This window comes from Alteromonas sp. CNT1-28 (assembly GCF_022348345.1).
GTDB lineage: Bacteria > Pseudomonadota > Gammaproteobacteria > Enterobacterales > Alteromonadaceae > Alteromonas > Alteromonas macleodii.
Genome location: NZ_JAKREZ010000028.1, coordinates 1 through 14,823, shown reverse-complemented (window position 1 = coordinate 14,823; position 14,823 = coordinate 1). Strand labels below are relative to the sequence as shown.

Sequence of the window (14,823 nt, the reverse complement as noted above, 5' to 3'; positions counted from 1 at the left end):
TTATGCATTTGCCATTTAAACAGGGGGCGTGTTCTAAATCTTACACGCACCGCCTGCACAATCATCATCTTCCTCTACAACCACTTCTTCTTGACGTGGCATAGGCTCGCTCGCTTTAGCATCGAGAGCAGATGTGTCTGACGCGCCGTCGCGAGTGTTATGATAGTAAAGTGTTTTAACACCCAGTTTATACGTAGTAAGAAGGTCCTTAAGAAGAAGCTTCATTGGTACCTTGTTACCTTCGTAACGGCTTGGATCGTAGTTGGTATTCGCTGAGATAGTTTGGTCGATAAACTTCTGCATGATACCAACAAGTTGTAGGTAACCATCGTTTGAAGGAATATCCCAAAGTAGCTCGTATTGGTCTCTTAGCGTTTCGTACTCAGGTACAACTTGCTTAAGAACACCATCTTTACTCGACTTAATGCTGATAAAACCACGCGGTGGCTCAATGCCGTTTGTCGCGTTTGAAATCTGAGAAGACGTCTCTGACGGCATTAATGCTGACAGCGTAGAGTTACGCAAACCGTGAGTTTTGATTTCTTCACGAAGTGCATCCCAGTCGTAATGAAGTGGTTCATTACATACGCTATCAAGATCTTTCTTGTAGCTATCAATTGGCATGATGCCTTGAGAATAGGTGGTTTCGTTAAACTTAGGACACGCACCTTTTTCTTTAGCAAGATTGTTCGACGCTTTTAATAGGTAATACTGCATTGCTTCGAACGTGCGGTGAACTAGACCGTTCGCGCTGTGATCAGAATATTTAACGCCATTTTTAGCAAGGTAGTATGCAAAGTTGATAACACCAACACCCAGCGTACGACGTCCCATCGTTGCGTTATATGCAGCAGGAACTGGGTAGTCCTGGTAGTCAAGCAGGTTATCTAGCGCACGTACTGCAAGGTCAGACAGCTCTTCAAACTCGTCCAGTGACTTAATCGCACCTAAGTTAAACGCTGACAGCGTACATAGTGCAATTTCACCATTCTCATCATTAACGTGCTGAAGCGGCTTAGTAGGTAGCGCAATTTCAAGGCACAGGTTGCTCTGACGAACTGGCGCAACTTCTGGGTTAAACGGGCTGTGCGTATTACAGTGGTCAACGTTTTGTAGGTAAATACGACCTGTGCTTGCACGCTCTTGCATGAACAAGCTGAATAGCTCCATCGCTTTAATTTGCTTCTTACGGATGCTGTCGTCGTTTTCGTATTTAACGTATAGCTCTTCAAACTTCTCTTGGTCAGCGAAGAAGGCATCGTAAAGACCTGGAACGTCAGACGGGCTAAATAGTGAGATATAGCCGTCTTTCATCATGCGCTGGTACATTAGTTTGTTGAACTGAACGCCGTAATCTAGGTGACGTACACGGTTTTCTTCAACACCACGGTTGTTCTTAAGCACTAACAGTGATTCAACTTCCATATGCCAGATAGGGTAGAACAGCGTAGCAGCGCCACCACGAACACCACCTTGTGAACAGCTTTTAACGGCTGTTTGGAAGTATTTGTAGAACGGAATACAACCCGTATGGAATGCTTCACCGCCGCGAATAGGGCTACCTAGTGCGCGTATACGGCCTGCATTTACACCGATACCAGCGCGCTGGCTTACGTATTTAACAATGGCACTTGCCGTTGCATTGATTGAGTCTAAGCTATCGCCGGTTTCGATAAGTACACATGAGCTAAACTGGCGAGTAGGCGTACGTACGCCAGCCATAATAGGTGTAGGCAATGACAGCTTGAATGTTGAAGCGGCATCATAGAAGCGGCGGATGTAGTCCATACGCGTCGCTTTATCGTAATTTGCGAAAAGGCATGCCGCCACTAAGATATATAGGAACTGTGCACTTTCGTAGATTTCACCTGTAACTCGGTTTTGAACCAGGTATTTACCTTCGAGCTGTTTAACTGCAGCGTAGCTGAAGTTCATGTCTCGCCAATGGTCGATATACGAGTCCATTTCAGCGAATTCTTCAGGCGTGTAGTCTTCAAGCAGGTGCTTATCGTATTTGCCCATATCAACCATTTTACCTACATGCTCAAGTAGGGCAGGCGGCTCAAATTGACCATAGGCTTTTTTGCGAAGGTGGAAAATGGCCAAGCGCGCAGCCAGGTATTGATAATCTGGCGCATCGGTAGAAATAAGATCTGCCGCTGATTTGATCAGGGTTTCATGGATCTCGCTAGTATTGATACCGTCATAAAACTGGATTTGTGCCTTGATTTCAACTTGTGAAACTGAAACGTTTTTAAGTCCTTTGGCTGCCCATGTCACGACTTTGTGGATTTTCTCTAAGTCGATGGACTCTTTTTCACCGTTGCGTTTGGTGACTAATAAGTTGTTGTTCATGTTACTGGCCGTTTGTCTGTTAGCGCTTGATGCGTGGGCTATGTTATGCCCATTTTCATTTTTAATTTATTGAGTGTGAGTGACATTATCACCATTGGCTCACGCCAGATAACAACACACACGAAAGCGGCCTAAACCAATACTGAAAGTACAAAGTAGAGACTGCTCATTTAATTTTTTCACTGCATTTATATTTTCAGCGAGGTTGATGTCACACACTACATATGGCATTGCCATAATCTCGTTAGCGATCTGTGCGATCCCAGAAAATCTGCATTGGGATCACGTGCTGAATTAAACACAAGATAGTGAGGTTTTAGTCTTAATGCAACCCAATATCTGGTGGTATTTCAAGCACTCAATCTGGCATGAAATTTATGTTAGTAACAACTAACTTTTTAGCGTTCTACAAGCGTAAAATATCTGGATTGCAAGCATTTTTAATTATTTCTTCGACATAAAAATTAATTTATTCTTAGAAAATAGTTTTTATATAAACACGATATATGGTGTTTAAAATATCGCCGCAACCCAATATATAGTGTTAAATTAATTTTGCGCTACTGTATATAGTAAGTAGTTAACGTCGACATTATTCGCAGAGAGATAAAAGCCGTGAGAAATTGGGTCCATGTGTAGACCTGTCATATCTCGAGGCAGCAAACCAGCATTATCGGTCATCGCCATAAGTTCAGATGGTTTGATGAACTTACTGTGATCGTGGGTGCCTTTTGGAACCAGTTTAAGGATATATTCCGCTCCTACGATCCCCATCAGATAAGACTTTAGGTTTCGGTTAAGCGTAGAAAAGAAAACATGGCCACCAGGCTTAACCAACTTAGCACAGGCCAATACAACAGAAGCCGGGTCGGGTACATGCTCTAACATTTCCATACAGGTTACCACGTCGAACTGTCCCGCATTTACTTCTGCGAATGCTTCGGCAGTTGAACATACGTAGTCAACTTTTACACCTGATTCTAAACCGTGCAGCTTCGCTACTTCTAACGACGCTTCAGCCATATCCAAGCCGGTTACCGTCGCGCCTGCACGCGCCATAGACTCTGCTAAAATACCGCCACCACAGCCAATATCGACGACCTTTTTGTCAAACAGGCCTTCACTGTGTTGATTAATGAAGTCTAAGCGAAGTGGGTTAATAAGGTGCAATGGCTTAAATTCGCCTTCTGGATCCCACCAGCGTGAAGCGAGTTCAGAGAACTTATTGATTTCTTGTTGATCGACGTTCGTCATGAGTAAAACAATCCTTAATCTATCTCTTTTTAAGATATCGTAAATTACGGTTGTGTTTCACTGTTTTTAAACAGAAATAGACAAATTATAAGAAGGGTCGAACGAAAAATAATCGCTTGCCTTTTAGTTGATTAATAAGCGTAATTAAGCGCTACATAATTCTGTCATCAAGTGGTACACTCGAAGCACGATTATGACCCACATAATAATAACAGTGCGCTCCCACGCCTTGTTTTCACAATGATGTGAAGCGAAGTGCTGGATAACGCAGAACAAACCAAGATAAAGGGATTAAGCAGTTTATGTCTGATAACGCTAAAGAAATCCTCCCCGTTAATATTGAGGAAGAGTTAAAGAACTCTTACCTTGATTACGCGATGAGCGTTATTGTCGGGCGAGCCTTGCCTGACGTAAGAGATGGCTTGAAGCCAGTGCACCGTCGTGTGCTGTTCGCAATGAACGAACTGAAAAACGACTTTAACAAGCCATACAAAAAATCTGCCCGTGTGGTAGGTGACGTAATTGGTAAATATCACCCTCACGGTGACTCTGCAGTTTACGACACTATTGTTCGTATGGCCCAACCGTTCTCACTTCGCTATATGCTAGTAGACGGTCAAGGTAACTTCGGATCGGTAGACGGCGACTCTGCTGCTGCGATGCGTTATACCGAAGTTCGCATGGCTAAAATTGCGCACGAGTTACTTGCCGATTTAGATAAAGAGACCGTAGATTTCGTACCTAACTACGATGGTACAGAGCATATTCCTGAAGTATTACCAACGAAGGTGCCTAACCTTCTTGTTAACGGTTCATCGGGTATCGCGGTTGGTATGGCGACGAATATTCCGCCACATAACCTCACCGAAGTAATCAACGGCTGCGTAGCGTTAATTCAAGACCCGTCTATTACCATCGACGACTTGATGACACACATTCCAGGTCCAGATTTCCCAACGGCGGCGATGATCAGCGGGCGCAAGGGAATTGAAGATGCGTATCGCACAGGTCGCGGTAAAATTTATCTTCGTGCTAAGGCGGAAATTGAAACTGACAGCAACGGTAAAGAAACCATTGTTGTTAACGAGATCCCTTACCAGGTTAACAAAGCGCGTCTTATTGAAAAGATTGCTGAACTGGTAAAAGAAAAGCGCATCGAAGGCGTTTCTGCACTGCGAGACGAGTCTGATAAAGACGGTATGCGCATTGTTATCGAAGTTAAACGCAACGAATCTGCTGAAGTCCTACTTAATCATTTATACGCGAATACCCAGCTTCAAACGGTATTCGGTATTAACATGGTTGCGCTTGATAACGGTCAGCCTAAGGTATTCAACCTTAAAGAAACGCTAGAATGCTTTATTCTTCACCGCCGTGAAGTAGTAACACGTCGTACTGTTTTTGAATTACGTAAAGCCCGTGACCGCGCTCACATTCTTGAAGGTTTGGCGATAGCGCTTGCGAACATCGACCCAATTATCGAGTTGATTAAAGCGTCACAAAGCCCAGCAGACGCCAAGAAATCGCTTGTAGCACAAGGTTGGGACTTAGGTGATGTAGCGCAAATGCTTGAGCGTGCAGGCGATGACGCTGCACGTCCTGACTGGTTAATGCCAGAATTTGGTATTCGCGACGGCAAGTACTACCTGACAGAACAGCAAGCGCAAGCTATTCTTGACCTTCGCTTACACAAGCTAACGGGTCTTGAGCACGAGAAGATCCTTGAAGAGTACAAGCAACTTCTAGAGATCATCGCAGAACTTCTTCACATCCTAAATAGCCCAGAGCGCTTGATGGAAGTGATTCAAGAAGAACTTGAAAAAGTACGTGATGAATTTGGTGATGAGCGTCGTACTGAAATTACGGCAGCAAGTCACGATATTGATATTGAAGATCTTATAGAGCAAGAAGATGTTGTAGTAACGCTTTCTCGCGAAGGTTATGTGAAATATCAAAAACTTACAGACTACGAAGCACAGCGTCGTGGTGGCCGTGGTAAGTCAGCAACCAAGATGAAAGATGAAGATTTCATCGAAAGATTATTGGTAGCTAATACTCACGATCACATACTTTGCTTCTCAACCCGTGGTCGCTTGTACTGGTTGAAAGTATATCAGTTGCCGTTTGCTAGCCGTAACGCGCGCGGACGCCCAATTGTTAACATCCTACCGCTTGAAGAAAACGAACGTATTACTGCTATTCTTCCTATTAAAGAGTTTGAAGAAGGCAAGTTTGTACTGATGGCGACGGCAAACGGTACGGTTAAAAAGACTGACCTGAGCCTATACTCTCGACCACGTTCAAGCGGTATTATCGCCGTTAACCTGAACGAAGGTGATGAGCTGATTGGTGTTGATATCACTCACGGTGATGACGACATAATGTTGTTCTCTGATGCAGGTAAAGTTGTTCGCTTCAACGAGAAGCTTCGCGACAGCGAAACCGGTGAAGTTAAGCGTGACCCAGAGACGGGTGAAGAGCTTCTGGCACTTCGTCCTATGGGAAGAACAGCCACAGGTGTTCGCGGTATTCGTCTGCAAGATGGTCAAAAAGTGGTATCACTTATTGTTCCTAAAGGCGACGGCCCAATCCTGACAGCAACAGAGAATGGTTTCGGTAAGCGTACTCCGCTTGAAGATTACCCTGCTAAGAGCCGTGCGACACAAGGTGTTGTATCAATTAAGGTGTCTGAGCGTAATGGTAAAGTGGTTGGCGCGGTTCAAGTAGACGAAACCAATGAAATTATGCTTATTAGTGACCAAGGCACACTGGTTCGCACCCGTGTAGGCGAAGTGTCAGTAGTAGGCCGTAACACACAAGGCGTTCGCTTAATACGTACAGTAGAAGGTGAGCACGTTGTAGGGTTACAACGCATTGAAGAAGTGGAAGAGTTAAAAGAATTCGACGAAGACGGTAACCTAATCATTTCAGACGATGCGCCAGAACAAGCAGAAACTGCTGTTCAAGAGCAAGAGAACACCGCAGAAGACGGTGACGGCTCAACGACAGAAGAGTAGGGATAGGGCGCAGGTATTCATACTTGCGCATTATCAGTGTTCTTTCAAACAAGCGGCTTAAGCCGCTTGTTTACCTAATAGACCCGCAAAACGTTCAAAACAAAGCGAGTTAAACGGTAATTATCTACAGGTGTTGAAAAACGCGATGAAAGAGGTTTTTAATTTTAGTGCTGGCCCGGCCATGCTTCCAAAAGAAGTCATGGAAAAAGCACAATCAGAATTTACAAATTGGCGCGATTTAGGCTGCTCTGTAATGGAAGTAAGCCATCGTGGTAAAGACTTCATTGAAATAGCGGCAAAAGCTGAGCAAGATTTGCGAGATTTATTGTCCATTCCTTCCAACTACCATGTGCTGTTCACGCACGGTGGTGGGCGTGGGCAATTTGCCGCTGTACCACTCAACTTATCCAACGCTAACGATACCAGTCTTCACCTAGTCAGCGGTTCTTGGTCTAAAGGTGCCGTTGACGAAGCAAACAAATACAACCACGCCAAAGTGGTGGGTGAAGTGTCTGAAAAAGACGGCTGTCACTACGTTGCGCAGCCTCAGTTGAGCGATATTGATCAATCTGCCGCGTATTACCATTTCTGTCCAAATGAAACCGTTGACGGAATCGCTTTTGATTGGCTACCAGAGTCGGGCAAGGTTCCGCTGGTTTCTGATATGTCTTCGACTATATTGTCACAGCCGTTAGATGTAGCAAAACATGGCGTTATATACGCTGGCGCACAAAAGAATATCGGCCCAAGCGGCTTATCGGTTGTTATTGTTCGCGAAGACCTGGTTGGCAAAGCACGTAAAGAAACGCCGTCTATCTTCGATTATGCATTAGCGGCAAAGTCTGACTCTATGTACAACACACCGCCAACGTTCTCATGGTACTTAGCGGGGCTTGTATTTGAATGGCTTAAAGATATGGGCGGCGTTGACGCTATGGCTAAACGCAATGCTGAAAAGGCGGCGTTATTATATTCAGCCATCGACAGCTCTGACTTCTATTCAAGTAAAGTTCACCCTGACAACCGTTCAAAAATGAACGTGCCGTTTCATTTAGCCAATGCTGAACTTGACGGATTGTTCCTTAAACAGTCACAAGAAGCAGGGTTACTTGCTCTTAAAGGGCATCGTTCAGTTGGGGGCATGCGTGCCAGTATTTATAATGCAATGCCAGTAGAGGGCATTGTTGCGCTAGTTGAATTTATGCGCGAATTTGAAAGAGTGAATGGATAAAATGGAGCAGTTAACATTAGACCCGATTGCAAAAGTATCGGGAGAGGTCAATGTACCTGGCTCAAAAAGTCTGTCTAACCGCGCACTACTACTAGCCGCGTTAGCTGAAGGTGAAACTGAATTAACTAACTTGCTTGATAGCGAAGATATTGAGCATATGCTTAATGCACTAACAAAGTTAGGCATTAACTATCGCTTGAGCGAAGACAAAACGCAATGTGTTGTACAAGGTAACGGTGGCGCATTCAACGTAGCTGAGCCTCTTGAGCTTTTCTTAGGTAATGCCGGTACCGCAATGCGTCCTTTATGCGCGGCACTTGCTGCTAGTAATGTCGACACAGTACTTACTGGTGAGCCACGCATGGAAGAGCGTCCAATTGGTGATTTAGTGGATGCGCTGCGCGAAGCTGATGCTGAAGTAACCTATCTCAAAAACGAAGGTTTCCCGCCGCTTCAAATTAAAGGTAAAACTTTAAACGGTGGCGAAATGTCGGTGGACGGCAGTGTATCTAGCCAGTTTTTAACAGCCCTTTTAATGGCTGCGCCGTTATTTTCTGGTGATGTGACTATTCGCATTAAGGGCGAATTGGTTTCTAAGCCTTATATCGATATCACGTTAGATACCATGGCGAAGTTTGGCGTTACTGTTGAAAATGATAACTACCAAACGTTCACGGTTTCTGGTGACGCTAAGTATATTGCGCCGGGTAAATTTATGGTTGAAGGCGATGCATCGTCAGCATCTTACTTCCTTGCAGCCGGTGCCATTAAAGGTGGAACGGTACGCGTAACCGGAATTGGCCAGAACAGCATTCAAGGTGACATTCGTTTTGCTGATGTACTTGAGGCCATGGGTGCAACGGTGGTTTGGAACGATGAGTATGTTGAAATAACGGGGGCGCCGCTTAAAGGCGTGAACATGGATATGAACCATATTCCAGATGCGGCCATGACCATCGCGACTACGGCATTGTTTGCTGAAGGTCCAACTACCATGACTAATATTTATAACTGGCGTGTTAAGGAAACAGACCGTCTTGCGGCTATGGCCACCGAGCTTCAAAAGTTGGGTGCGAAAGTGGAAGAAGGGCATGATTATATTAAAGTGTGGCCGACTGACTCGCTAAAACATGCTGAGATAGACACGTATAACGACCATCGCATTGCCATGTGCTTCTCGCTTGTTGCGTTAAGCGATACTCCGGTAACAATAAACGATCCGGGCTGCACGCGCAAAACGTTCCCAGACTACTTTACCCGCTTTAAAACACTGTATAGCGCGTAAAGGCTCAAAAAATATTCCTCTTAAATAATGGTAGGCAATGCCGGTAATCGCCTCACTTGCCCCATTGATCTGAATCAGGTTTAACCTGATGTTCAATGCCGCCAATTAGAGGCGGCATTGCTTATCTCTCACTAAAGCGTATAATTGCGCGCGATTTTTAGTAATTTAAACGATGGAGCAGGTATGCATTCCACACCCGTAGTCACGGTTGACGGTCCTAGTGGTGCTGGTAAAGGTACGTTAAGTAGCTTGCTGGCAAAGAAATTAGGGTGGCACTTTCTAGATAGCGGCGCAATTTACCGCGTATTAGCAGTTGCTGCACTTCACCACGACCTTCCGTGTGATGATGAAGAATGTGTTGTTCCTCTAGCAACCGGTCTTGATGTTAGTTTCGAGACGAATGGCGATAGCACTCGCATAATCTTAGAAGGCGAAGACGTTACTGACGATATTCGCACCGAAGAAGTTGGCGCCGTGGCGTCAAAAGTTGCGGCATTACCCCGGGTTCGCGAAGCACTACTTCGCAGACAGCGTGCTTTCCAACAAGATCCTGGTCTTGTTGCCGACGGTCGCGACATGGGTACAGTGGTATTTCCCGAAGCGCCTGTAAAGATTTTTCTTACAGCAAGCGCAGAAGCCCGTGCAGAACGCCGCTATAGCCAGTTGAAAGCAAAGGGCATGGATGTTAATATTGCGCGCCTTTTAACCGATATCAAGGCAAGAGACGAGCGCGATACACAGCGTGCAGTGGCTCCTTTGGTACCGGCACAAGATGCAGTAATTATAGATTCAACGGACTTGGATATTGACCAAGTCTTTGAAAAAGCGATGGATATTATTTCCTCACGCCTTTAATGACGAGAGCTGATCGCATCCAAAGCAGTGTTGCTACAGGAAGTGGCGACTAATTTTAATAACCCCGCGTTATCCGGATAAGAAGCGTGGATATCAACTTAAAAGTTATTTGAGACTTATGACTGAAAATTTTGCACAACTTTTTGAAGAAAGCTTACAAGAACTAGAAACACGTCCTGGTTCAATTGTAAAAGGTACTGTTGTTTCTATCGACAAAGACATCGTTCTTGTTGATGCAGGCTTGAAATCAGAAAGTGCTATCCCAGCTGACCAATTCAAAAACGCTGAAGGCGAACTAGAAATCGCTATCGGTGACCAAGTAGACGTAGCACTAGATGCAGTTGAAGACGGTTTCGGTGAAACTATCCTTTCTCGCGAAAAAGCGAAGCGTCACGAAGCGTGGGTTGAGCTGGAAAAAGCTTACGAAGATAAAGCTACTATCAAAGGCGTTATCAACGGTAAAGTTAAAGGCGGTTTCACTGTTGAAGTTAACAGTGTACGCGCGTTCCTTCCTGGTTCTCTTGTTGACGTACGTCCGGTACGTGACACTACGCACCTTGAAGGCAAAGAGCTTGAATTTAAAGTTATCAAGCTTGACGCTAAGCGTAACAACGTTGTTGTTTCTCGTCGTGCAGTTATCGAAGCAGAAAGCAGCGCAGAGCGCGAAACGCTTCTTGCTAACCTTGAAGAAGGTCATGAAATCAAGGGTATCGTTAAGAACCTTACCGATTACGGTGCGTTCGTTGACCTTGGTGGCGTAGACGGTCTTCTACACATCACTGACATGGCTTGGAAGCGCGTTAAGCACCCAAGTGAAATCGTGAATGTTGGTGACGAAATCAACGTTAAAGTACTTAAGTTCGACAAAGAGAAGCAGCGTGTTTCTCTTGGTATGAAGCAAATGGGCAACGATCCATGGCAAGAAATTGCTTCTCGTTACCCAGAAGGTACTAAGATCAACGGTCAGGTTACTAACCTTACTGACTACGGCTGCTTCGTTGAAATCGAAGACGGCGTTGAAGGTCTTGTACACGTTTCTGAAATGGATTGGACTAACAAGAACATCCACCCATCTAAAGTTGTTAACCTAGGTGACACTGTAGATGTAATGGTTCTTGAAATTGACGAAGAGCGTCGTCGTATTTCTCTAGGTCTTAAGCAGTGCATTGCTAACCCTTGGGAAACATTTGCTGAGTCACACGAAAAAGGTGACAAAGTGTCTGGTAAGATCAAGTCAATCACTGACTTCGGTATCTTCATCGGTCTTGACGGCGGCATCGACGGTCTAGTTCACCTTTCTGACATCAGCTGGAACAAGTCTGGTGAAGACGCGGTTCGCGACTACAAGAAAGGCGACGAAATCTCTGCAGTTGTACTTCAAGTCGACCCAGAGCGTGAGCGTATCTCTCTTGGCGTTAAGCAAATCGAAGAAGATCCTTTCAACAAGTATCTGACAGATAACAAGAAAGGTGCTATCGTTACTGGTACAGTAACAGCAGTTGATGCGAAAGGCGTTACTGTAAACCTAGCTGAAGAAGTTGACGGCTACATCCGCGTTGCAGATCTTGCTGTAGAGCGTGTTGAAGACGCAACAGAAGTAGCAAGCGTTGGTGATAGCATCGAAGCGAAGTTCATGGGCGTTGACCGTAAGAACCGCACTGTTAACCTATCTGTTAAAGCGAAAGATCAGGCTGACGAAAAAGAAGCTATCGATAAAGTTAACCAGCAAGAAGATGTTGGTTTCGCTAACGCGATGGCAGAAGCATTTAAAGCTGCTAAAGGCGAATAATGCTTTTGTGGGTGTGCAGATGCACACCCAATTCGCGATAGCTGTTTAAACAATAATATTGACAATGAGGTTAAGCATGACCAAGTCTGAATTAATTGAACGGCTCGCGGATCAAGCGCGTCATATTCCGGCGAAGGAACTTGAGCTGGCGATAAAAGAACTTCTAGAGCAAATGGCGCAAACTCTCCAAAAGGGTGAGCGTATTGAAATTAGAGGTTTTGGCAGTTTCTCTCTTCACTACCGCGCTCCACGCGTAGGTAGAAACCCAAAAACGGGTGAGACAGTGAAACTTGACGGTAAATATGTACCGCACTTTAAGCCTGGTAAAGAGCTTCGTGAAAGGGTAGACGCCTCAATCGCATAATGCATTTTAAAAGCCGCTGAAAAGCGGCTTTTTTGTGTCTGCTGCCCTATTGTTATTTAGCAAAATTCAATAGTCTATTTGCCTTAGCTAAAATAAGGCACTCGTTATTGCTGATATACTTTCGTTTAATTTTTGATACCTATTGACCCCAACTCAAATAGGGTTATATATTGTTCAAATAATAATAAACGGTATTCATAGAAGTAATGTCAGCCGGCGACGAACAAGCAATAATAAAACAATACCAGCCGCTCATTCGCGCGTTAATTCCTTATGAACAACAAAACAAGCTGTTAGAAGGAATTAACAAGTTTTCGAAGCGTCTACCTAGTAGTGTTCGAAAAGTAGTAAAAGAGGAGGTTGTTCGATTAACGTCGTTAACCGACGCACCTGCTGATAACTCTGCCTTTGCTCAATTCCCCGTCATGAAATTCAAGCACTTCGGGGTTCAAATGCGCCTTGATAAAGTCGGCGCGCAGATACTCAAAAACGAAACATCGCTTTATCAAGACAGATATACGGTAGGCGTGTTTGAGTCAGTAATGAACTCAGACTTCTACCAAAACCAAATAAAAAAAGAACAGTTCAAAAAAATTGTCGATGCTTTTAATGTTGAAAGCCAATCATTTACTGATATAGATTTCGGCGATGACATCGCAATTCGCCCAAATTTTACTATTTCTTCCCCCGATTTTGAGAAAGGCCGTCATTGTTCAATCAGTTCGATGTCACACAAAGGCATTGCTCTTGAAACTAAAAGGCCACCGAACGCTTCTACTGGTGACATTATTACGTTCACTATTCCTGAAGTTAAAGGACTTACTAAAGAACCGACTGAAATAACACTTGAACTAGAGTCGGTAAAATACAACAAGCACTTAGGGAAGTATGAGACATCGTTTGTTTTTCAAGACGACGTGGATAAAGGCTTTCTTGCAACCCTTAAACGATATGTAGCGATTACTGCGTATAAACAGCCTTTGCAGCGTGATTTAGAAATAGAACGCGCCATGCAAGAGCTAGAACGCGACCGAATACTTGAAAATAGCCCGTGGTTGCCCGTGTTTCTCGCGCCAGAGAAGAAGTCGCTTAAGCCCATTATTGCGCTGTTTACCAAAGCCAATGTCGAGCATAACGACGCCGAAAAACTATTGGCTAGCCTACAAGATAAGCCTATCTTCGCGACGTTAGTTGACGAGCTACGCAAGTACAATGAAGCGTATGTCTTTCATGGCAACATCAAAACCAAAAATGGTAACGTTCAAATAACAGCGACGCATAGACAACTGCTGGCATTAAAACAGCTTAACGCGTTGGTTTATCTTCTTGCCAAAAGTGGCGACTTCATCTGTACCCATTGTCGACTTGATAGCGTGACGCGAGAAGATAAACAAAAAGCGTTCGCTATTCACGATATTGCCAGTAAAGAATTTGAGCAACTGGCGCAGATTTCCCATGTTCTTTACTGTAAAGACGTGTCTGCTTATCTTACTAATCTGACCCTTTCAGCAAAATGCGATTTCAAACCCTTGTCAAAAACATTGAGGGCTAGTGGCAATAACTGGCGAATTGATTATGTTATGGAAGAGGATTTAGATAGACGTAGTGAGACACGTTACGTTATTGATAAACCTGCCTCTATTAAAGTTGGACTGCTGACATCGATTGATGCGCGGGTTGCTGATCTAAGTGCAAGCGGGATGAAGTTAATCGTTGCACCGAAAAGTGAGCTACAAAAGGAAATTCGTGTTTCAGTACCGGAACTGAAAATTAAAGGTGAAAAATATAAGGTTGTGCACTACCAAGCGGAAACGGGCGTGGTGAGGTTGTGTCTTGTTGAAGATACACGTAAGGCTAAAGTGAGCTCGAGCGTCGATCATATGGTTGAAGAAAATACCGCGTATTTCAAAGTAAGAGATATTGCGCGTATTCAACGCTCAACTCACCGTTATATCTGGGAATTGGCGGTTAGGCATATGCCGTCTTTATCGGTACTATGTGTGATGAACCGCTTTACGTTAGACAGGCTCAAAACGGTGTATCAAAGTGACGCATCTGATGATCTTTATCCTTTTTCGCGCACTCAAAATATTATCCCACTGCACGGCTTTTTTGCAGACAAAGGGCAGGCTAAGCCCAAGTCACAAATTCTAGAGGCGATGTTCAAAGAAACATCTGAACAAGCGTTAGTGGTTCACTGCGTTAGAAAGAGCGACAGCCGCTTAGTGTATATAAAAGAGCGCGACTTCCTTTTTTCTAAGTTGCGAACACAGATAAAAACTCAGTTAGATGAAGAAAAAATACATCTCAGCGCCACAGATGTCACTGCTATTCGATGTCACGGTGCGATAACGCCATTAACTAAGAAGCGTCTTGCCCAGCTATCAAAGCTAGACAAAGCCATGTATGACAAGCTCGAAACGATGCAGGCGGGTTATACACACTGTATTTTTATTACTAATATGTCAGCCCTTCACCACGATTTAGTGGTAGACAATCTTATTGCCAAACCCCAACGTCAGGATCTAGAAAGCGAAGGCGCTGCTTAATGCCAAAGCCTTCTGAGTGGGCAAATATCTATGCGGATTAATGGTATGGACCCTCTCCTCCCATAAAGGCTTCAAATGAGCCAAGATAGGGTTGTTCAAATCACTATCAAGAAGGAGAAGGTCA

The 14,823-nt window shown here is 44.4% G+C and carries 9 protein-coding genes; 7 read left to right on the top strand and 2 right to left on the bottom strand.

Translation table 11 applies throughout. The features are described 5' to 3' along the window. Nucleotides 1–33 precede the first annotated feature (33 nt). Both nrdA and ubiG read right to left on the bottom strand, forming a co-directional pair. Nucleotides 34–2,355, bottom strand: a complete 2,322-nt coding sequence (gene nrdA / locus MHN02_RS15700) for a class 1a ribonucleoside-diphosphate reductase subunit alpha (RefSeq protein WP_014949648.1) — start codon at nt 2,353–2,355, stop codon at nt 34–36. Between the two features lie 549 nt (nt 2,356–2,904). Next, complete coding sequence (gene ubiG / locus MHN02_RS15695; protein ID WP_239247267.1) at nt 2,905–3,609, bottom strand: bifunctional 2-polyprenyl-6-hydroxyphenol methylase/3-demethylubiquinol 3-O-methyltransferase UbiG; 705 nt, start codon at nt 3,607–3,609, stop codon at nt 2,905–2,907. Nucleotides 3,610–3,911: 302 nt separating this feature from the next. On the opposite strand from ubiG, the gene gyrA reads away from it, so the two are divergent. The 7 genes from gyrA to MHN02_RS15660 all read left to right on the top strand — a co-directional run bounded on the left by gyrA (nt 3,912) and on the right by MHN02_RS15660 (nt 14,699). Further along, nucleotides 3,912–6,626 carry a DNA topoisomerase (ATP-hydrolyzing) subunit A gene (gyrA, locus tag MHN02_RS15690; protein ID WP_239247265.1) on the top strand — a complete coding sequence of 905 codons (2,715 nt, stop codon included), beginning with the start codon at nt 3,912–3,914 and terminating at the stop codon, nt 6,624–6,626. 145 nt (nt 6,627–6,771) lie between these two features. Continuing rightward, a complete protein-coding gene (gene serC / locus MHN02_RS15685) occupies nt 6,772–7,857 on the top strand; it encodes a 3-phosphoserine/phosphohydroxythreonine transaminase (RefSeq protein WP_014949645.1) in 1,086 nt (361 codons plus the stop codon). A 1-nt stretch (nt 7,858) separates the two neighbouring features. Beyond that, a complete protein-coding gene (gene aroA / locus MHN02_RS15680; protein WP_014949644.1) occupies nt 7,859–9,142 on the top strand; it encodes a 3-phosphoshikimate 1-carboxyvinyltransferase in 1,284 nt (427 codons plus the stop codon). 183 nt (nt 9,143–9,325) lie between these two features. Then, the gene (gene cmk, locus MHN02_RS15675) at nt 9,326–9,997 is read left to right on the top strand and encodes a (d)CMP kinase (RefSeq protein WP_039227644.1); all 672 of its coding nucleotides are present in this window, start codon (nt 9,326–9,328) and stop codon (nt 9,995–9,997) included. Nucleotides 9,998–10,115: 118 nt separating this feature from the next. After that, nucleotides 10,116–11,786 carry a 30S ribosomal protein S1 gene (gene rpsA / locus MHN02_RS15670; RefSeq protein ID WP_014949642.1) on the top strand — a complete coding sequence of 557 codons (1,671 nt, stop codon included), beginning with the start codon at nt 10,116–10,118 and terminating at the stop codon, nt 11,784–11,786. A gap of 76 nt (nt 11,787–11,862) precedes the next feature. Next, the gene (gene ihfB, locus MHN02_RS15665; RefSeq protein ID WP_014949641.1) at nt 11,863–12,150 is read left to right on the top strand and encodes an integration host factor subunit beta; all 288 of its coding nucleotides are present in this window, start codon (nt 11,863–11,865) and stop codon (nt 12,148–12,150) included. Between the two features lie 206 nt (nt 12,151–12,356). Next, complete coding sequence (locus tag MHN02_RS15660; protein WP_014949640.1) at nt 12,357–14,699, top strand: PilZ domain-containing protein; 2,343 nt, start codon at nt 12,357–12,359, stop codon at nt 14,697–14,699. Nucleotides 14,700–14,823 lie beyond the last annotated feature (124 nt).